Source organism: Arthrobacter sp. SDTb3-6 (assembly GCF_013376095.1).
GTDB lineage: Bacteria > Actinomycetota > Actinomycetes > Actinomycetales > Micrococcaceae > Specibacter.
Genome location: NZ_JAAMFN010000008.1, coordinates 18,934 through 37,894, shown reverse-complemented (window position 1 = coordinate 37,894; position 18,961 = coordinate 18,934). Strand labels below are relative to the sequence as shown.

Below are 18,961 nucleotides of genomic sequence, written 5' to 3'. Positions count from 1 at the left end.
ATGCCACGCCCCGACCCGTTGGGTGGGGGAGCGGCTTAGGCTGCGGCGGCCAGGGCCGGCGGGCCGCGGTGGTGGCGGACCGGCAGCGGGACGTCCAGGGCGCTGGCGGCCGGCAGCCAGGGTTCAGGGGCCGCATCAATGCGCAACGGTGCGGGGATGGGGACAATGGCCAGGCCGATGATGGCGGTGATGCGCAGTCGCAGGGACTCCAGCAGACGGATGGCACTGGCCTCGCCGTAGCGCAGGAACACGATGGTCAGTCCCGCAGCGGCCGCGTGGCTGAACCACATGGCGGGGGTGTGGCCCGCAGCCATGTCCGCGGCGGGGCCGACGGCCATGGGGGAGGGGGCTGCAAGGGTGCCGCCCATGTCCATCCCGCCCATGTCCATCCCGCCCATGTCCATCCCGCGGTGCGCGGCGGCCATGGCGGCTGCCGGCAGGGAGGCCGGGGTGTCTGCGGAGAGGCTGAACAGCAGGTGGAACAGGCCTTCGCTGGCCACCACGGCCGCCACCAGGTTCGTCAGGGACAGTACGCGTCCGGCCAGGAATACACACACCAAGCCGGAGATTGCCAGGGAAAACAGCACCAGCAGCGGCTGCGGGGCGTCCCCGCCGCCCCAAATGTGCGACAGCACCGCAGCCAGCGTGGCAAACGCGGCGGCAGTCCAGCCGCGGGCCAGGCGCGCACCACGATCGCCCACGGTACCTCCCTGCCCCTGTTGCCGGCGCCCCAGCCCGGTGTGGCGGGCGCATCCCCCACCATCATAAACGTTCTACGCGGTGTCGAAAACAGCGGCTGCGGGCTTGGCCGATAGGGTGGAAACATGCCGCACGGACTACGACGACCCGCACTTGCACTGGTGCTCATCCTGGGCGCCGGGCTGGCCGCCGCCTCCTGCTCCGGCCCGTCCCTGCCCAGCGCGGCCGACGCCGGGCCCCGCCTCCAGCAGCTCTCCACCGACCTCGCTGCGGCGCTGTCCGCCGCTTACCCCGGGGCGCCCTGGCTGTCCGTCCCGGGGCAGGCCACGAATCTTTCCAAGAACGACGCCGGCACCTGCCACCTCACCATCGGCACCTTGCGCTCCAAGGAATCCCTGAGGGACGTGCCCGGCGGGTGGGCCGCCGTCATGAAAACCGTCAACCCGGTCCTGAGGGAAGGCGGCTTTGCCGACGTTACGCGTACGGATTCGCTCAAGGGCGGTTACACGGGCATCAGCTCCACCGACGGCCACGGCGGCGAGGTGAAGATCTCGGAGAAAGGGGCCACCGAGATTTCGGTGGGCTCCGACGTCTCCGACAAGGACTGCAGCCTGCAGTAGGTCCTGCCACGGCGGTGGTCGAGTAGAACCCGGTGGCGAGCAGCGAGCTATGTGAGCGCGTCGAGACCAGGGTTGCTGCGCCCGCTCGCCCCGCGGATGCGTAACGTAGACAATTGAGGCACATAATCCAGGCTGATGTCGCCGAACCGGGATCCTGGACACGGCCGGCTTCGCTGTTGCCAACTCACTTTGTCAGACCCCCACCCTACCTTGGGAACAAGACAGATCCACTGGCGATCCGTCCGCGATTTGCGCTACTGAATCCGCGCTATTCGCATCGTCACTTATAGGGGAAATCATGAAAAAGCTCTTCTTTGCAGTTCCGCTGGTTGCACTTTTGCTGGCCGGTTGTTCCAGCCCGGCTCCGACCGTTGACAAGGTGGGGGATGCCAAGCCCGCCGCGAGCCAACCCGCCAAGACTGCGGACCGCTCGGCTGCCCTTGGCGGTACCGTCACGTACGATTCCGGCGTCAAGGTCACTGTGAAGTCGGACGGTTTTCAGCCGGTCAGCCAATACGCCGCGGGAGCCGTGGACGGCAAGGCTGCGGTGTTCGAACTGACCGTGGTCAACGGCAGCAACAAGGAACTGGAGGCTGGCCTCATGTCAATGCCCAAGGTCACCGTCGGGGCCAAAAACACCCAGGCCACGCCTGTTACGGACATGGAAGCCAAGCTGGGCATGGACATGCTCAGCACCATCCTGCCCGGCGAAACCCAGACTGTGAAGTTTGGTGCCGGCATCGCCGCCGCTGACGCCGCTGCTGTGCGCGTCGAAGTAAGCGGACCCAACCCGTTTACCGACAAGGACGCCATCTTCAAGGGAGCCGTCAAGTAGCGTGCGCGTCGCGGGCGGCGCCACGTTTCGGCGGCCCGGTCCATCATTGGGGGGACCGCGCCGCCGTCGATGGCGGCATGGCGGCCCGGGACGCGTGCGCACCTTGCTGATCTTTTCAAGCCCCGGGTGCGTGGGCGCTGGTCAGACAACCCGCGAGCGTGATGACAAGGCCCCACCACGCAGACGGGCGTCTCGCGGCCGTTCCCCACGGCCCGGCTGCCGTTGCGGGGTGAGGGGAGTGACGGCGTCGGCCACGGTCGACGGCGGTCACCGTTTTTGCGGTTAGGGCTTCCAGACCATCAGCACCACCACGGCCACCAGCAACAGCGCCGAGATGCCCGAGCCCATCGCCACGCGGGGGTACTCCTTCGTTCGCAGGGCGGCTGCCCCGCCGTCGCCGGCGCCCGCATTTCCGCCGGCCGGGCCGCCGTCGGGCAGTTCGTCCGCAGCCCGGCGCAGGGCGGGAACCACCACGGCCAGGTTCAGGATCAGGGCCACAATGTACAGCAGGATCGAGATCAGGATCCATGGCGTCGTGACGGACAGGTTGTGGCTCTTGCCCGCCAGGCCCAGGGCGCCGAACCCAAAGAACACCACGATCAGCGACAACAAGGTATAGAGGTTCACGCTCTTTGACAGCGCCCGGACCTGGCCCGAGTCGCGGGCCCGGAGGGACCTCAGCGCGGTCATGGGCAGGATTGCCATGGGGCCCACCAGGAATACGGCGGCCACCACATGCAGAACGTTCATTACGGTATCCATCAAGAACCTGCTTTCCATTCGGGTCCGGGCCGTTGCCCTTCCCCCAGTCAATACCACGGGACCCGATTGGTCATCCGAGGGGGAGAAACCAGTTCACCAAGAGGTAGACCAGTGCGACGGCGGTCAACGCCCAGGTGACCGCGGCACCGACCCACAGGCCGCGGCGGCGCCGGCTGACGGCCAGCCCGGTGAGCAGCGGCGCGGCCACCATGCACAGGACGAACACCATGCCGGCGAGGCCGGCCACCACCGAGCCGGCCGTTGCCGGGCTCGCGCCGGTGCCCGCCATGTAGAGATAGGACAGGAGTGCCAGCAAGACGGCCGGGTAGGCCAGAACCAGCCACCCGAGCAGGGTGATGCCAACGGCCCACAGGAGCGAGCGGTGCGGCTTGGCCTCCGTCGTGGCGGACGCGACGGAGACGGGCAGGCGCTGTGAGGGGATGAAGTGCTGGCGTCGGCTCATGGTCCTTTTGTAGCAGGCCAAGCTAGGCAAATGCTGTGCCAGCAGCTGTTCACGCTTGTTCGGTGCCGGGTTCAAAGGGCCAGGCACCCTCCATTTCTTCCAGCCGGCGGCTCCCATGGAATATGGGCACCGGAGTCCGGCAAGGACTTCGCGACGGCCGCGACCCTCTGCCTGTCGCTGCCTGAACGGCCCGAAGGAAGGGCACGCGGGTCGTCGATACAGGCCAGCAGGACGGCGGAGCCGCCAATGTGGCGCTCGCGGTCACGGGTGTCGTTGATCCAGGCTGCCGTCCGGTACCTGAAAGCCGTTGAGGCCTCCGCGTTTTGCCATGACGGAAGGGGCAACATGGTCCGCAACCATGGCGTCGACCATGCTTGATCCGCGCAGCTAGTGCAGTTCCTGAAGCCCGGGGAGAACCTGCTCCTGTAGTTCATATCCCAGATGGCTCAACAGAACCGCGACTTGTGGTTTGGACGTCGCCCCCATTTCCATGTGCAGCAGCGCGTCCATGCCAGCGGTTGGCCGGATTGACTCGACGTGACGGCGAATGGCGTGGAGCTGCACCATGAGGCCGCCGACCAACGTCCACATGTCCGCGGGCGCGGCGCCTTCCAGCTCGGCCAGCTGCGGCCACGGATCAGTCCATAGTTCCCGGGGGAATCTCCATTTCACCGTGTGGCCGCGTGGTCATGACCGTTCCCCGTCCCAGAGTCAGTGAGCCGCTCCCGCAGGAGCCACTGCGCCTGGCTGCGGCTTCGCACGGACCCTTCATCCAAGAGGTCGAGGGCGACGGCGACGTCGGGAACCCCGTTTGACAGGCCACTGCTGATACGTTCCGTTGACACCGTCCGGAGCCGCAACCTGCCGGATGGATTGGTGGTGGGACCGTACTTGGTGGCCAGGGCGTCCAGTTGTTCGCCGGATTCATAACCGTCCACGTCCCGGGCCCATGCCGTGAGGTCAAAGTGCTTCGAGATGGGTGGGGAGGCAACGGCCCGATTGCCGGTTGGGATGATTTCATCGCGCAGATGGGCGGCGTCACCGGCGAGACCGTCGAAGGTGTGGAGTGTGGCTCGTCCGCCGGCGAGCCACACGACGTGGTCGGTCTGGAGGCCGGCCTGTCGTTTGTGGTGCCGGGAAAGGGCCGCCGCATCTAGACCGGACGCCCCCAAATCATTGGAGTGCCCCTGTGTGAGGAGTGAAATTGCCGCCCACGCCGTTTTTTCACTCCACCGCCGCCCCGTGTGGGACGTGGTGGACCAGCCCCGGTTGGCGGCGGTTTGGCGCCCGCTTGCAACCCCCTGGCGGCGGTCCGGGACCAACATGGTGCCGAGCCTGCCCGAGGCGGTGGGGGCCCCGCTGCTGACCAGTGCCGCACCCGGCGTCGTCCCTGTGGACGGACCGGCGGACCCTGTCGGTGCTTCATGGCAGAATGAGTGGCACTGAGGGTGGGGAGGCGTTGATGGCGTATCCGATGTCCAGGGCATTGCCGGGGTCGGGGCGGATTCCGCTGCCTGCCTCGCCCATCGTGTGGGACGGGTATGTCCGCAAGACCAGGCGGGCCCTGCTGCTGGTGGGCCTGCTTTGGGCGCTCGCGGTGGCGATGCTCGGGTTCTTCTCCCCGTTCCACCTGGCCCACACGCTGGACTCCCCGGACCGTTTCATCCCGGCGCTGCTCTTCGTGGTGGGCGTGGTCGGCGCGCTGGCCCTGGGCCCGGAAATCGGCGCAAACTTCAAGCACGTCATGGGCTACGGCTTCCTGAAGCAGACCTCTGCCGCGCACAGCCGCACCATTGCCCCGCACCGCGCCCGGCGTGTCACCTACGGGGCCGTCCTCTGCGGCCTCCTGCTCGGCTGCGTCGCCGCCGCGGCACTCCGGCTCACCGCCGGCGACGCCCTTGAGGCCCTCCTTCTGGCGAGCATTGCGGTCCTGTTGGCCATTCCCACCCGCAAGGCGCTGCGGCACGCACGGATACTGTGGCGCCAGGCCCGTGATGAGCGCGGCCTCCAGGCGATCCTGATTGACGACGGCGAGCACTCCGTGGGGCGCGTGGCCTCCGTGACCTGGGAGAAGCGTTGGGTGGACGGCATGGCGCTGTTCCATGTGGAGCTTGAACACCAGGCGGGGGGACGCGAGGAAACCACCAAGGTCCGGCTCCTGGCCTACCCCATTTGGGCGCCGGCGGAAGGCAACGAATACGATGTCTGGACCGATCCCGAGCGCCCATTCGACAAGGCCCGGACCTTGATTGAGCGCCGATACGTGGGGCAGGAGTTCGCCGACTTCAGCTCGGAACCCGCACCCCCGGACCACGTGCCGTCAGCGATCGAGACGGCCGCGGATACGGCTGTCGCGGTGGGAAGCGGCCTGGGCCACCGGGGCCACGCAGCGGGAACTGCCGCGTCCGCCGTTTCGGGCAGGGCGCATGGGACCGCCGGACTGCACGGCGCGGAACCGCGCGGCGACACCGGCAGGGCGGCGGGCCGGGTCTCGCCGCCGTGGCTGCCCCGTGGAACCAGGGGCGCCCGGGCCGTCCCTGCCGTTCGGGCACGGCGGACCCGGCGCCTGCTGGCGCTGCCGCCGTTGGTCATCTCCGTCCTTGCCGTGGCCGGCGCACTGCTGGTCCCGCCGATGGTGGCCGACGTCCCGTGGTGGACCGTGACCGCCTTGTGGCTGTACGCGGTGCTGACGGCAGTCAACGCCTGGGTGTACTGGCAGTTCATGATCCGCAGCCGCTGGGTGATCCGGTCCGGCATCTCCTTCGGCGCCACGGAGTCCGCCGTGTTTGTCGGCTTCTTCGCCGCAGGCTTTTGCGTTCTCTCCACACCGTCCCTGGTGGACGGGCCCGTGCACGGCGGAGCGCCGTGGACGCTGGCTCACTACCTTGTCGGAGCTGCCCTTCTCGGCGCACTGCTCGTCTTTGAATGGGCATTCAGCAGCACTGCCTGGGCGCTGAACCACCTCAACGCCGAGTTTCCGGCTCCTGCGGAAAAGGTCCAGGAGGCACTCACCGGCTGCGATCCCGCCGGCATCGACCGGCTCGAGGCCGACTACGGCTACCGTGCCGGCGTGCTGTTATGCGGCTGATCAGTGCTGCAGTGCCGCCAGCCTCCGGAAGTGGCCCCGGAAGGGGCATAGGCTTGAAACCATGATCCTCATTACCGGTTTTGAACCTTTCGGCGGGGAATCCGTCAACCCTTCCTGGGCCGCCGCCCAGCTGGCTGCGGCGGCACTGGACGAGTCCGGCGTGCCGGCCACCGCCGTCGAACTTCCCGTGGAATTCGGTGCGGCGGGCCCGGCTTTGGAAAAAGCGCTCGCCGCCGGCGACCATGACCTGGTCCTGGCCGTTGGCCAGGCAGGCGGGCGGGCCAAGCTGTCGCTGGAGCGCGTCGCCATCAACGTGGACGACGCGCGGATTCCCGACAACGCAGGCAATTCGCCCGTGGACGAGCCCGTGGTCGACGGCGGGCCCGTAGGCTATTTCAGCAGGCTGCCGCTCAAGGCCTGCCTGCAGCAGCTCACCCGCGCCGGCATTCCGGCGGAGGTGTCGCAGACGGCCGGGACCTATGTGTGCAACCACGTCTTTTACGCCCTCATGCACCAGCTGGCATCCGTGCCCGGCGTGCGGGGCGGCTTCATCCACGTGCCCTACGCTCCCGAGCAGGCTCCGGACGGCGGGCAGCCGACCATGGAAATATCGGTCATGGCGGAAGGCCTGGAGGTCATTGCCCGCACGGCGCTGTCAACAGCGGCGGACATCAAGCTGGCGGCCGGCGCCACGCACTGAGGCCCTGGGCCGGTCCCTGGACAGGACAGGGCGCCCGTTGCCGGGCACTACGCCTTGGCACCTTGCCGGCGAACCATCTCACTGATCCAGATGGGCGCGAACGGCGAGGTGCAGTTGGGCGGCGTCGGGTAGTCCTTGAGCACTTCAAGGCGCTCGCCAATGCCCACCGCGCGGCTGCGGAGGCCGGCATGTTCGATCCCGATCTGGGCGAGGCAGTTGTTCATGGCCCACTGCAGGCGCTCCGGGGCGTCCTTCATCTGAGCCTCGATGATGCCGAGCAGGCCCTCGAGGTCGATGCCCTGGGGCTTCTTCACCACCCGTTCGCTGGTCAACGCCCAGCCGGCACTGGCCACCACCGGATCCGGATCGTCAAACCAGGCCAGGCGCAGCTCCTCGGCGTGGGGACTCTTCTTCACCACATAGTTAACCAGCCAGTCGGTGACCTTGGGCACGCGTGCTTCACGCAGCATGGCGTCCAGTTCGCCGCACCCGAACTCCTTCGGACGGCAGATGAGCAGCGCCACCAGCCGCGCGGCGGTGTCGCCCGTGGCCCAGAGCTGGCGTGAAAGTTCCTGCTGGGTTTTCAGCCGCTTGGCAACGGCGCGCAGTTGGCCCAGGTTCACGCCGTTGTCGTCGCCGTGCCGTTCATTGATGGCCCGCGCCTTTGGATCCTCGAGCGCGGCCAGCTCGGCCATCACCTGGTCCACCGTCGTCCCCGCCACTGTGTTCTCCTGCCGTCGCACGTGAGAACAGCCTACCGGGAGAGGGTGGTGCGCGCGGGCCGTGCGGATGGCACTGCCGGGGGTTTTCCTACGGGTGCCACAGCCGCTTACTTTATGCGCCGGACCCGCTGCGGGTTTGGCGCCAGTGGCCGTGCTGCGCCAAACCCGCAACGGGTCCGGCGCATAGGCGAACAGGACTGACATTATGCGCCAAACTGCCGCGCGAATTCGGCGCAGGCGCAATCCCGCCGGCCGCGGCGCTGCAGCGTCCGCGGCTGTACTTCCGGCCCGCCACCCGGTCGGGTCAAAAACACAGCCGCACGGGCGCACCCGGCCCTCGACGCCGCCGTCGGACACGCCTATGGTGGGAAGCAAGGGGTTCGGACCCCGGTTGGAGGGTTGGAACATGGTTGTCCCGGAGCTGGTGGATACGCTGCAGCGCCCGCTGCGCGACCTGCGGATCTCCGTCACGGACCGCTGCAATTTCCGCTGCGTGTACTGCATGCCCAAGGAAATTTTTGGCCGCGACTTTGTCTTCATGCCGCACGACCAGCTGCTCACCTTCGAGGAAATCACCACCCTCGCCCGCATCGCCATGGCCCATGGCGTGCGGAAAATCCGGCTGACCGGCGGCGAACCGCTGCTGCGCCGGGGCATCGAGGACCTCATCGCGATGCTCGCCGCCCTGCGCACCCCGGAGGGCCTGCCGCCGGACCTGGCGATGACCACCAACGGCTCCGTGCTCGCGCAAAAGGCGGAGGCGCTCAAGGCTGCCGGCCTGGACCGGGTGACGGTCTCCCTGGATTCCATGGACGACGCCGTATTCCAGTCCATGAACGACGTCGCCTACCCCGTGGCGAAGGTTTTGCACGCCATTGACGCCGCCCAGGCCGCCGGGCTTGGCCCCGTCAAGATCAACATGGTGGTCAAGCGCGGGCTCAACGACCACAGCATCGTGGAGATGGCCCGCCACTTCCGCGGCACCGGATTCATCCTGCGCTTTATCGAATACATGGACGTGGGGCATTCCAACGGCTGGAAGATGGACCAGGTGGTGCCGTCCGCGGAAGTCATTGGACTGATCAACAAGGAGTTTCCGCTGGAGCCGCTCGAGCAGAACTACCACGGCGAGACGGCACAGCGCTGGCGCTACAAGGACGGTGCCGGGGAGATCGGCGCCATCTCCAGCGTCACCCAGGCGTTCTGCCGAGGCTGCACCAGGGCCAGGCTCTCGGCCGACGGCAAGCTGTTCACCTGCCTCTTCGCCACCGCCGGGACGGACCTGCGCGCACTGTTGCGCGGCGGTGCCAGCGACGCCGCGCTGGCGGACGCTCTCGCAGCGCTCTGGGGTGCGCGCTCGGACCGGTATTCGGAGCTGCGCAGCGCCGCGACACCCGGGCTGCGCAAGGGCGGGGAGAAGATAGAGATGAGCTACATCGGCGGATAGCTCGGCAGCATTTTTCCAAAACCCCGCGTTGCGCCGGCAGCCCGGCCGCCATCGGGTCTAGTGTGGCGACGAACTTTTCAGCCAACATGAGATGGGATGCGCGGCCGCTGGGTCCGTGCGGAAATGAGGGATCCGTGGGCTTCTTACTAACCGGTACCGCGGGGGCTGTCCTGGCCGCCGCCGACACCGCAAATTCTCCGTGGACCGGGCATGACACCCGGGTATTGGTGGTCGCGGCCATCGGCATCGCGATCGTGGTGCTGCTCATTGTCTGGATCAAGATGCACGCCTTCCTGGCCCTGACCATCGGCGCATTGTTCGTGGGGATCGGCTCCGGGATCGCACTGGACAAGGTCACGGGCTCCTACGAGACGGGCGTGGGCGGCGTCCTCGGCTACGTCGGCATCCTGATCGCGCTCGGCGCCATGCTGGGGAAGCTGCTGGCGGATTCCGGCGGCGCGGACAAGGTGGTCGAGACGCTCCTGCGCGGCAGGCCCGCCACCCTGCCCTGGAAAATGGCCCTGATTGCCGGCATCATCGGCATCCCCATGTTCTTTGAAATCGGCCTGGTCCTGCTGATCCCCGTGGTCATGCTGGCGGTGCGCCGCAGCAACGGGCCCGCCATGCGCCTGGGCATCCCGGCGCTCGCCGGCCTGTCCGTCCTGCACGGCTTCATCCCGCCGCACCCCGGCCCGCTGGCCGCCATCGGCATCCTGCACGCCAACGTCGGCATCACCCTGGCCCTGGGCCTCCTGGTCGCCATCCCCACCGTCATCGTGGCCGGGCCGCTGTTCAGCCTGCTGGCGGCCCGCATGGTCCCCATCGGCGCCGCCGGGGCCGCGCTTGCCGTCACGGGAGGCATGCGCGGCGCGGGCACCAACGGTTCCGCCGTGCGCACCGCCGGCGGGGGAACGGCGTCGGACCCGCAGGGCAACGCTTCGGATGCCGCGGGCGGGAACCGGGCACAGGACCCCGACGCCACCGGCACGCCGTCCTTTGGCATCACGCTGGTCACGCTGCTGTCCCCGCTGGTGCTCATGCTGATCAAGGCCGCGGCCGACGTCTGGATGGCGAAGGGCAACCCGCTCCACCCGCTGCTGGACTTCATCGGCGATCCCGTGGTGGCCCTGACGGTGGCCGTGCTGCTGGCCATGGTCACCTTCGGCACCGGCGTCGGCTTTTCGGCCCAGGTCCTGACGAAGAAGATCGGCCAAAGCCTGCTCCCCATTGTGGGCGTGATGCTCATCGTGGGCGCCGGCGGCGGGTTCAAGCAGGTCCTGGTCGATGGCGGGACGGGGACGGCCATTGCCAAGATTGCCGTTGCCGCCAGCCTGTCCGTGCTGCTGCTCGGCTGGATTGTTGCCGTGCTGATCCGCCTGGCCACCGGCTCCGCCACGGTGGCCACCGTGACGGCTGCGGGCATCATTGCCCCGCTGGCCGGCGGGCTGAGCCCCGCGCACTTGGCACTCGTCGTGCTGGCCGTGGGAGCAGGGTCCCTGTTCTTCTCCCATGTGAACGACGCCGGATTCTGGCTGGTCAAGGAGTACTTTGGACTGACCGTGGGGCAGACCATCAAGACCTGGTCGGTCATGGAAACCATCATCTCGGTCATGGGGCTGCTGCTGACCTGGCTGCTGTTTTCGATCCTGTAGCTGCGCCCCCGGCCCGCGGCGCACCCGAGCGTCTGCGGGCCGGATTGAGGCCGGGCATTCCCTGTGATGTGCGTCACCCCACGGTTCCGTTGCCTTTGTCAAGGCCCGGTGATAGACCGGAAGCTAACAGCCAATTCCGCGCCCTGCGGCGTGCGGGTTGCAGCACAACTTGCACACGGCGGTGCGTGGAACCGGAATGACCGGCCCCACCCTTCATTCCGGACAGCGCATTCTTCTAGCAGAAGGTTGTGTTTGCCATGAGCAGCAAACCCCCCGTCCAGGACGATTCCGACGCTGGCTTGAAGGTGAGCCGCCCCGCCCGGGCTGCGGCAGGGATTCACGGCTTGACCGAATCCATGCCCCAGGCGCTGGCCGCCATGGGGCCGGTCCGGTCCCTGAAAACCCTGTTGGCGATGAACCAAAAGGACGGCTTTGACTGCATGAGCTGCGCCTGGCCGGATCCGCCGGACCGCAAGACCGCCGAGTTCTGTGAGAACGGCGCCAAGGCCGTCACCTGGGAAGCCGGGCTGCTGACGGTGCCCCGGGAATTCTGGGAAGAAAATTCGGTGTCCTCGCTGCGCGAACGCACCGAATACTGGCTGGGCCAGCAGGGGCGCCTGGTGGACCCCGTCTACAAGCCGGCGGGCTCGGACCACTACCAGCCCATCAGCTGGGACAACGCCTTCCGGCTCGTGGCCCGCGAGCTCAACGACCTCGACTCCCCCAACGAGGCCACGTTTTACACCAGCGGACGCACCAGCAACGAGACGGCGTTCCAGTACCAGCTGTTCGCCCGCGCCTTCGGCACCAACAACCTCCCGGACTGCTCCAACATGTGCCACGAATCCACCGGCCTGGCCATGGGGGAGACCATCGGTGTGGGCAAGTGCGCCATCTCCTACGAGGACTTTGCCAAGTCAGACCTGATCATCATCATGGGCCAGAACCCCGGCACCTGCCACCCCCGCATGCTCACGGCGCTGGAGGAGGCCAAGCTGGCCGGGGCGGAAATCGTGGCCGTGAACCCGCTGCCGGAAGCCGGGCTGATCAACTTCCGGAACCCGCAAAAGCCGCGCGGCCTCGTGGGCAAGGGCACGGACCTGGCGGACCAGTTCCTGCAAATCCGGCTGGCCGGCGACATGGCGCTCATGCAGGCAGTGGCCAAGCGGGTCTTCCGGGCCGAGGATGCAGCGCCGGGTGCCGTGCTGGACCACGCCTTCCTGGAGGAACACTGCCAGGGCCTGGAAGAATACCGGGCACACATTGAACAGGTGGACGACGCGGCCGTGCTGGCCGCCACCGGCCTGCGGACCGCGGAAATCGACGAGCTTGCGGCCCGCTACCTCAAGGCGGACAAGGTCATTGTCACCTGGGCCATGGGCCTGACCCAGCACAAGCGGGCCGTGCCCACCATCAAGGAAATCATCAACCTGCTCCTGCTGCGCGGGAACATCGGCAAGCCTGGGGCAGGCCCCTCGCCGATCCGCGGCCACAGCAACGTCCAGGGCGACCGCACCATGGGCATCTGGGAGAAGATGCCCCCGGCCTTCCTCGACGCCCTGGGCAAGGAGTTCAACTTTGAGCCGCCGCGGGAGAACGGCGTCGATGCGGTGCAGAGCATCCGTGCCATGCGGGACGGCAAGCTCAAGGTGCTCTTCGCCCTGGGCGGGAACTTGGTGGGTGCCATTTCCGACACCGCCGTTGCCGAGGCCGCCCTGCAAAAACTGAAGCTCACGGTCCAGGTGTCCACGAAACTGAACCGCTCGCACGCGTTTGTGGGGGAGCAGGCCCTGATCCTGCCCACCATGGGCCGGACCGAGATTGACCGGCAGGCGTCCGGCGAGCAATTTGTCACGGTCGAGGACACCGTGTGCGCCGTGCACGCCTCATCCGGGAAGGTGGAGCCGGTGGGGCCGAACCTGCTCTCCGAAATGGCCATTGTCAGCCGGCTGGCCAGGGCGGTGCTGGGCAGCGACCACCCCATTGACTGGGCCGGCTTCGAAGCCGACTACAACACCATCCGCGAGCACATCGCCCACGTCTGCAAGGGCTGCGAGGACTACAACGCCAAGGTCCGGCGCCCCGGCGGCTTTGTCCTGCCGCACCCGCCGCGCGACAGCCGCACCTTCCCCACACCGTCCGGCAAGGCGATCTTCACGGTCAGTGAGCTGGAGACCGTGGAGGTCCCCGAAGGCAGGCTGCTGCTGCAGACCGTCCGCGCGCACGACCAGTTCAACACCACCATGTACTCCCTCAACGACAGGTACCGGGGGGTGAAGAAGGGCCGGCACGTGCTGTTCGTGAATCCGTCCGACCTGGCCGTGCTGGGCATTGCCGACGGCAGCTATGTGGACATCCACAGTGAATCGGCCGACGGCGTGGACCGGGTCCTGCGCCAGCAGCGCATCATCAGCTATCCCACCGCACGCGGCTGTGTGGCCGCGTACTTCCCCGAAGCGAACGTGCTTGTTTCCCTCGATGCCACGGCGGAAGGGTCCAACACCCCGGTGTCCAAGTCCGTCGTCGTACGCCTGGAAAAGGCTGCCGCGCCGGCCTACGCCGCAGTACCGTAAGGACCTTCATGGGGGAATAAGGAAGTGCTTGCCTATGAAACTGCCTGGATGACACTCGTTTTTCGTCAAAGCATAGGAGTAAGGCAATGAACTTGATCTTTGCTTCGTCGGCGTTCGCACCGCTGGCGCTGGGTTTCTTTGGTCTGGGGACAGGGTATTTGATTTACGGGCCGGAGGAACTGTTCCACTGGCCCAAGCGGAATGAATCCGTGGACAAGTCGACGGGCGTGTGGGGCATCTGGCTTCCGGGGTTCTGCCAGCTCGTCACCGGCATCATCCTCTTCGTCGGCATGACATGGTTCCAGGTGTTCAAGGACGCGCCGCTGTACATGGCAGCCCTGGCGTTCTCGGCCTATGGCATCCACTGGTTCGCGCTGGGCTACAACCGCTGGCAGGGTGTGGATCCGCGCACCAATGCCGGCATGTCAGTGGCGTACACCATCCTCTCGGTGCTGGGCATTGTGGTGTTCTTCATCGCCGGGGACTGGCCGGTGGGCCTGCTGTTCGTGGGGCTGACGTTGATCTACATCAGCGACTTCTTCCACAGCATCGGGCAGGCCTGGGGCGAACGCTCACTGGGCCTGTGGCACCTGGTCACCGGGCTGTGGCTGATGTACCTGACCTTCGCCACCGGGCTGAACTTCTCCCTCGGGATGAAGCTGCCGCTGTAAGCGGGTCGGTGGCCGGGCCTGCCGCCGGGGCCCGGGCTTGTCGAGACCCGGGCCCCAAGAGATGAACCAAGCGAAAGAGGGTTGCCATTGGCAGGGATAGTACTGGTGCACGGACTGTGGTCCGACGGGTCCAGCTGGCTGCGCGTCATTGCCGAGCTGTGCGCGCTGGGCCACAACCCCGTGGCGGCCCAGCTGGGCCTGGAAACGTTCGACGACGACGTGGCCAGCGTGCGCCGGACCCTCGCCACCGTGGAGGGTCCCGTGCTGCTGGCCGGGTGGTCGTACGGTGGCGTGGTCATCGGGGAAGCCGCCCGGGAGATTGGCCGGGAGGCCGGCAGCGCTGCGCTCGGCAAGGTCGGGGCGCTGGCCTATGTTGCGGGATTTGCGCCGGCCGAGGGCGAGTCGGTGGACGGGTTATCCCGGCGGCATCCGGGCAGCCTGATCCCGCGGCACGTGGTGGTCGCGGGCGCCTACACCTATATTGACCGGGCGCACTTCGGCGAGGTGATCGCGCACGAACTCCCCGCGGAAAGCGCCGCCGTCGGGGCTGCGGTGCAAAAACTGACGCGCATCGGCCTGGACCGGGTGGCGGTGGGGCGGCCGGCCTGGCTGGACCTGCCGTGCCACTACCTGCTCACCACGGACGACCGTGCCGTGCCGCCGGCACTGCAGCGGGAAATGGCCGCGCGGATGGGCGCCGACGTGACGGAAATCGACTCCAGCCACGCGCCGCTCCTGACACGCCCGCGCGAGGTGGCCGCGTTTCTGGACAAGGCCTGTGGCAGCCTGCCGCCTGGCGGTTGAGCCAGGCGGCCTGGGCAGGACAGCAGGTGCCGGCACAGGGCCGGGGCGGCGTAGCCTGAAGCCATGACCGTCGATGACGCCGGCGCCGCAGCCGCACCCGCCACCTGTCCCACCCACCAGGTGTTCAACCAGCCGCCGCCGCGCGTGGACATCAACGAATTCAGCACGAACCTACCGCTGGGGGACTACCTCGCCACAATCGGCAGGGCAGGCGCACGGGCAACGGGGGAGCTGGAACGGGTGGGCGCCGTCGTCGGCTCGGCGCAGTTCCAGGACGACGCCCGGCTGGTCCACACGTACCCGCCCGTCCTGCACACCCACAGCAAGTACGGGCAGCGGATCGACGAGGTGGAATACCACCCCTCCTACCACCGGATCATGGGGCAGGCGGTGGCGGCGGGCGCCCACACCTCGGCATGGGCGGATCCGGGGGCGGGCGCGAATGCCCTGCGGTCCGCGGTGTTCATGCTGTTTGCGCAGGTGGAGCCGGGCCACGCCTGCCCCATCTCGATGAGCCATGCCGCGGTGGAGCCGCTCCGGCTGAGCCAGGAGCTGGCGGGGGAGTGGCTGCCGCGGCTCTATTCGCGCGAGTATTCGCCGGAGCTGGCTGCGGGCAAGCGCGGTGCCTTGTTCGGGATGGCGATGACGGAGAAGCAGGGCGGCTCGGACGTGCGGGCCAACACCACGCGTGCCGTTCCGTGGGCGGACCACCACCTGCTCACGGGGCACAAGTGGTTTTGTTCCGCGCCGATGTCCGACGCGTTCCTGGTCCTGGCCCGGGACGACGCCGGACCCGGCTGCTTCCTGGTCCCGCGCGTGCTGCCGGACGGAGAGCGCAACACGTTCCTGGTCCAGCGGCTCAAGGACAAGGCGGGCAACCGGTCGAATGCGTCGTCGGAGGTGGAATTTGCCAGCACGCACGGCTGGCGGATCGGCGAGCCGGGCCACGGCGTGCGCGCCATCATGGGCATGGTGGCGCAGACGCGGCTGGACTGCGTGCTCGGCACGGCCGCCGGCATGCGCCAGGCCGTGGCCGAGGCCGCGTGGCACGCCCGCCACCGCCGCGCGTTCGGGGCCCGGCTCGTGGACCAGCCGGCCATGGCCAATGTGCTGGCGGACCTGGCCCTGGAAGCCGAGGCGGCGGCCGCCGTGGGCATGCGCCTCTCGCGTGCCTTTGACGACGACGCCGGCCCCGCCGAGCGTGCCTTCCGGCGCCTCGCAACAGCCGTGGCCAAGTACTGGGTGTGCAAGCGCGGACCCAACCATGCCTACGAGGCCATGGAATGCCTGGGCGGCAACGGCTACATTGAGGACTTCCCGTTGGCCATGCGCTACCGGGAGCAGCCGGTCATGGCGATCTGGGAGGGCACGGGCAACGTCATTGCGCTGGACGTGCTGCGGGCCATGGCCGCCGAACCGGAGTCGGTCGACGCCTTCTTTGCCGAGCTCCGGGCGGCTTCCGGTTCCCACGCCATGTTTGACGGCTTCGCGGCCGGATTGCGGGAGGCCGTGGTTCCGGTCCGGGCGGCGCCGGCGGAATTTGCCGGCCAGGCACGGACCCTGGTGGAGAAGATGGCCCTGGCGCTTCAGGCGTCGCTGCTGGTCAGGTACGCGCCGCCCGCGGTGGCGGACGCGTTCGTCCACTCCCGGCTGGGACCGGACAGGTGTTTCAACTACGGCAACCTCCCGGCGTCGTGCGACGTTCCGGGGATTTTGGCGCGGACGTGAGCGCATTACGGGCCCGGGACCTTGGATCCGCCGGTGGGTGTACGGCTCTGGCGGGTCGGGTCGGGGCGTGGCCGCCACTTCTGTACTTTCGGCGGAAAAGGCCCGGACGGGCCCGGTGGCGTGGCGTTAAATCCAAGTGAACTTAAAAGTCGCGCTGAGTGACGCGTCACGCCGCCGGCGCCCAAATATCGCTGGATCCGGCGCCTTTCCCCGGGGCGGTTGATGAACGGCAGGCAAACAGTGACGCACCTCTCATTAATTACTGGCGTTTCAGAAAGAGGTATGTATACTTGGACGTAGTTGTAGTGTTGCGTTTTTTGTAGTTGAAGCGACGCCATCCTTCGGGACGACGTCGCTTTTCTGGAGAAGCGGACTTCAACCGTAAACAGGAGGCCCGAAGGTCGGGCGGAATCTCCAACTTCAGAAGGAAATAGAAATAATGGCAACAGGTACCGTCAAGTGGTTCAACGCTGAAAAGGGCTTCGGCTTCATCTCCCCCGATGACCAGAGCCAGGATGTTTTCGCGCACTACTCCGCAATCAACTCCTCGGGCTACCGCTCCCTCGAAGAGAACCAGAAGGTTTCCTTCGATGTTGAGCAGGGTCCCAAGGGTCCCCAGGCAGTCAACATCCAGGCCCTCTAATTTCTAAGGTAACCGCGCGGGCAACCGTGCAATTACTTTAGTCTTCGAGGCTGGTGCGAATAGGGTTCGGTTTATCCGGGCCCTATTCGTCTTTAACGTCCCCGTGCGGACCGCAGTCCCGTCCGGACCCTTATATGACGCCGGAGCATCCCTGCGCTGACCGTTCCGCGGCGCTTCTCAGGGATGTTGCCGGTTCCGTGTGGCACCATGGAAGACGATGAATACGAATGCTGCCCGCGGCCAACGAGACGGGCTTCCCATGCCGCTGGGGCTGCAGGGGGCCTTCGAGGCGGCCCAGGTCTTTGTTATCTCGGCCCTCGTCTTGGTTGTTCCACTGGCGGCAGTATGGTTTACCGGCGGCTTCGCGGAACAGGACATGTCCGTCGTCGCGCGGCTGGCGGGGAAATTCTGGCTGGTCATGCACGGCGTGCCCCTGTCACTGAGCGTCACCAACGGCCCCAGTTCCGCCTCCGTGGAAAACGGCACCTTCGACCTGCTGCCCCTGGGCCTGGTCCTGGTCCCGTTCTTCCTCTCCTGGCGCGCCGGCCGGCGGCTCGCCCGCGCCTCCTACACGGACCAGCTCTGGCAGCCGTTGCTGGGCGCCCTGACGGTTTACGCCGCGGCCGGCCTGGCCACCGCATTTGTCTGCAACACCCCCGACGCCGATGCGTCGCTGTTGGCCAGCATGCTGGTTCCCCTCATCCCCGCCGGACTGGGCCTGGTGATCGGTGCCAGGCGCGAAGCCGGTTCGTGGGGGCGCCTGATCGGCGTCAACGCGGCGGACTGGATCGCCAAGACCAGCCAGGACCAACGCTGGGCCGGGTCCTACGCCTGGGCTGCGGCGCGTTCGGGCTTTGTGGCATTGGCGGCCGCCCTGGCTGCCGCATCGCTGCTGCTGGCCATCAACCTCATGGCCCGCTGGACGGACATGGCCACCGTCTACCAGGGCATGCGCGCCGGGGGCACGGGCGGTGCAGCACTGACACTGGGACAGCTCAGCTTCATGCCGAACCTGGCCGTTTGGTCGCTGGCCTGGTCCACCGGCGCGGGCTTCAATCTTGGCGCGGGCTCCACCGTCTCGCCGCTGGGCACCTCGGTGGCGCCCGTCCCGCCCCTGCCGGTGCTGGCCGCACTGCCCACCGGCGCGCTCACCTGGGGGTTCGCGGCCCTTGCCGTTCCCGTGGCGGCAGGCATGCTGGCCGGCTGGTGGTTCGTGCGGACGGGCGAAAACCACTTTGACGAATGGCTGTCGATGAAGGTCCGCCAGCGGTGGCTTTCCCTGCCGGGTTCCACGCTGGTCCTGGGCGTGGCCGTGGGCCTGGTGGCGGCCGTGCTGGGCTGCATCGTGTTTTGGCTGTCGGGCGGCTCCGTGGGACTTGGCCGGCTCACCGAGGTGGGGCCCAGCCCCTTGGCGGCGGCAGCCTGGCTGGGCGCGGAGGTGGGGGCCGGCGTCGTACTGGGCTCACTGCTGGGGCCGTGGCTGGAAGCCGGCAAGGCGGCCGCGCCGCAACTCTCGCACCGCACCTAGCCCTCGAATAGGGCCGGCCCGCCGCG

General features: G+C 67.6%; 18 protein-coding genes. 14 read left to right on the top strand and 4 right to left on the bottom strand.

Annotated features, from left to right (window positions below; translation table 11 throughout):
- Positions 1-35: 35 nt before the first annotated feature.
- A complete protein-coding gene (locus G6035_RS05935; protein WP_176616160.1) occupies positions 36-701 on the bottom strand; it encodes a hypothetical protein in 666 nt (221 codons plus the stop codon).
- A gap of 123 nt (positions 702-824) precedes the next feature.
- Between G6035_RS05935 and G6035_RS05930 the strand changes: the two genes are divergently transcribed.
- Positions 825-1,319 (top strand): hypothetical protein, encoded by a 495-nt coding sequence (locus tag G6035_RS05930; protein WP_176616159.1) that lies wholly within the window; start codon positions 825-827, stop codon positions 1,317-1,319.
- A gap of 298 nt (positions 1,320-1,617) precedes the next feature.
- On the top strand, positions 1,618-2,154 hold the full coding sequence (locus tag G6035_RS05925) for a hypothetical protein (protein ID WP_176616158.1): 537 nt from the start codon (positions 1,618-1,620) through the stop codon (positions 2,152-2,154).
- 282 nt (positions 2,155-2,436) lie between these two features.
- On the opposite strand, the gene G6035_RS05920 is transcribed toward G6035_RS05925, so the two are convergent.
- Together G6035_RS05920 and G6035_RS05915 are read right to left on the bottom strand one after the other, a co-directional pair.
- On the bottom strand, positions 2,437-2,904 hold the full coding sequence (locus G6035_RS05920; RefSeq protein WP_256127777.1) for a DUF2269 family protein: 468 nt from the start codon (positions 2,902-2,904) through the stop codon (positions 2,437-2,439).
- Between the two features lie 82 nt (positions 2,905-2,986).
- The gene (locus tag G6035_RS05915; protein ID WP_176616156.1) at positions 2,987-3,379 is read right to left on the bottom strand and encodes a hypothetical protein; all 393 of its coding nucleotides are present in this window, start codon (positions 3,377-3,379) and stop codon (positions 2,987-2,989) included.
- Positions 3,380-4,290: 911 nt separating this feature from the next.
- On the opposite strand from G6035_RS05915, the gene G6035_RS05910 reads away from it, so the two are divergent.
- The 4 genes from G6035_RS05910 to pcp all read left to right on the top strand — a co-directional run bounded on the left by G6035_RS05910 (position 4,291) and on the right by pcp (position 7,167).
- Positions 4,291-4,536, top strand: coding sequence for a hypothetical protein (locus G6035_RS05910; RefSeq protein WP_176616155.1), 246 nt, complete (start codon positions 4,291-4,293; stop codon positions 4,534-4,536).
- 34 nt (positions 4,537-4,570) lie between these two features.
- A complete protein-coding gene (locus G6035_RS05905) occupies positions 4,571-4,825 on the top strand; it encodes a hypothetical protein (RefSeq protein ID WP_176616154.1) in 255 nt (84 codons plus the stop codon).
- Complete coding sequence (locus tag G6035_RS05900) at positions 4,812-6,467, top strand: hypothetical protein (RefSeq protein WP_176616153.1); 1,656 nt, start codon at positions 4,812-4,814, stop codon at positions 6,465-6,467. Before G6035_RS05905 ends, G6035_RS05900 begins: the two co-directional genes overlap by 14 nt.
- Positions 6,468-6,528: 61 nt before the next feature.
- Positions 6,529-7,167 carry a pyroglutamyl-peptidase I gene (gene pcp / locus G6035_RS05895; RefSeq protein WP_176616152.1) on the top strand — a complete coding sequence of 213 codons (639 nt, stop codon included), beginning with the start codon at positions 6,529-6,531 and terminating at the stop codon, positions 7,165-7,167.
- A 47-nt stretch (positions 7,168-7,214) separates the two neighbouring features.
- Here pcp and G6035_RS05890 read toward each other — a convergent pair whose 3' ends face one another.
- Positions 7,215-7,862: a DNA alkylation repair protein gene (locus G6035_RS05890; RefSeq protein ID WP_218062997.1), complete on the bottom strand. Its 648-nt coding sequence runs from the start codon at positions 7,860-7,862 to the stop codon at positions 7,215-7,217.
- Between the two features lie 433 nt (positions 7,863-8,295).
- Here G6035_RS05890 and moaA point away from each other — a divergent pair, with 433 nt between their 5' ends.
- The 8 genes from moaA to G6035_RS05850 all read left to right on the top strand — a co-directional run bounded on the left by moaA (position 8,296) and on the right by G6035_RS05850 (position 18,935).
- Positions 8,296-9,336, top strand: a complete 1,041-nt coding sequence (gene moaA, locus G6035_RS05885; RefSeq protein WP_218062993.1) for a GTP 3',8-cyclase MoaA — start codon at positions 8,296-8,298, stop codon at positions 9,334-9,336.
- A gap of 134 nt (positions 9,337-9,470) precedes the next feature.
- On the top strand, positions 9,471-10,988 hold the full coding sequence (locus tag G6035_RS05880) for an SLC13 family permease (RefSeq protein ID WP_371130874.1): 1,518 nt from the start codon (positions 9,471-9,473) through the stop codon (positions 10,986-10,988).
- 257 nt (positions 10,989-11,245) lie between these two features.
- Complete coding sequence (locus tag G6035_RS05875) at positions 11,246-13,561, top strand: FdhF/YdeP family oxidoreductase (RefSeq protein WP_176616148.1); 2,316 nt, start codon at positions 11,246-11,248, stop codon at positions 13,559-13,561.
- Between the two features lie 86 nt (positions 13,562-13,647).
- A complete protein-coding gene (locus G6035_RS05870; protein WP_176616147.1) occupies positions 13,648-14,232 on the top strand; it encodes a hypothetical protein in 585 nt (194 codons plus the stop codon).
- An 87-nt stretch (positions 14,233-14,319) separates the two neighbouring features.
- Positions 14,320-15,036: an alpha/beta fold hydrolase gene (locus tag G6035_RS05865; RefSeq protein WP_176616146.1), complete on the top strand. Its 717-nt coding sequence runs from the start codon at positions 14,320-14,322 to the stop codon at positions 15,034-15,036.
- 63 nt (positions 15,037-15,099) lie between these two features.
- The gene (locus G6035_RS05860) at positions 15,100-16,764 is read left to right on the top strand and encodes an acyl-CoA dehydrogenase family protein (protein WP_176616145.1); all 1,665 of its coding nucleotides are present in this window, start codon (positions 15,100-15,102) and stop codon (positions 16,762-16,764) included.
- Between the two features lie 439 nt (positions 16,765-17,203).
- Positions 17,204-17,407: a cold-shock protein gene (locus G6035_RS05855; RefSeq protein WP_113717014.1), complete on the top strand. Its 204-nt coding sequence runs from the start codon at positions 17,204-17,206 to the stop codon at positions 17,405-17,407.
- Between the two features lie 217 nt (positions 17,408-17,624).
- Positions 17,625-18,935, top strand: coding sequence for a DUF6350 family protein (locus tag G6035_RS05850; RefSeq protein WP_176616144.1), 1,311 nt, complete (start codon positions 17,625-17,627; stop codon positions 18,933-18,935).
- The last annotated feature ends 26 nt before the right edge of the window (positions 18,936-18,961 follow it).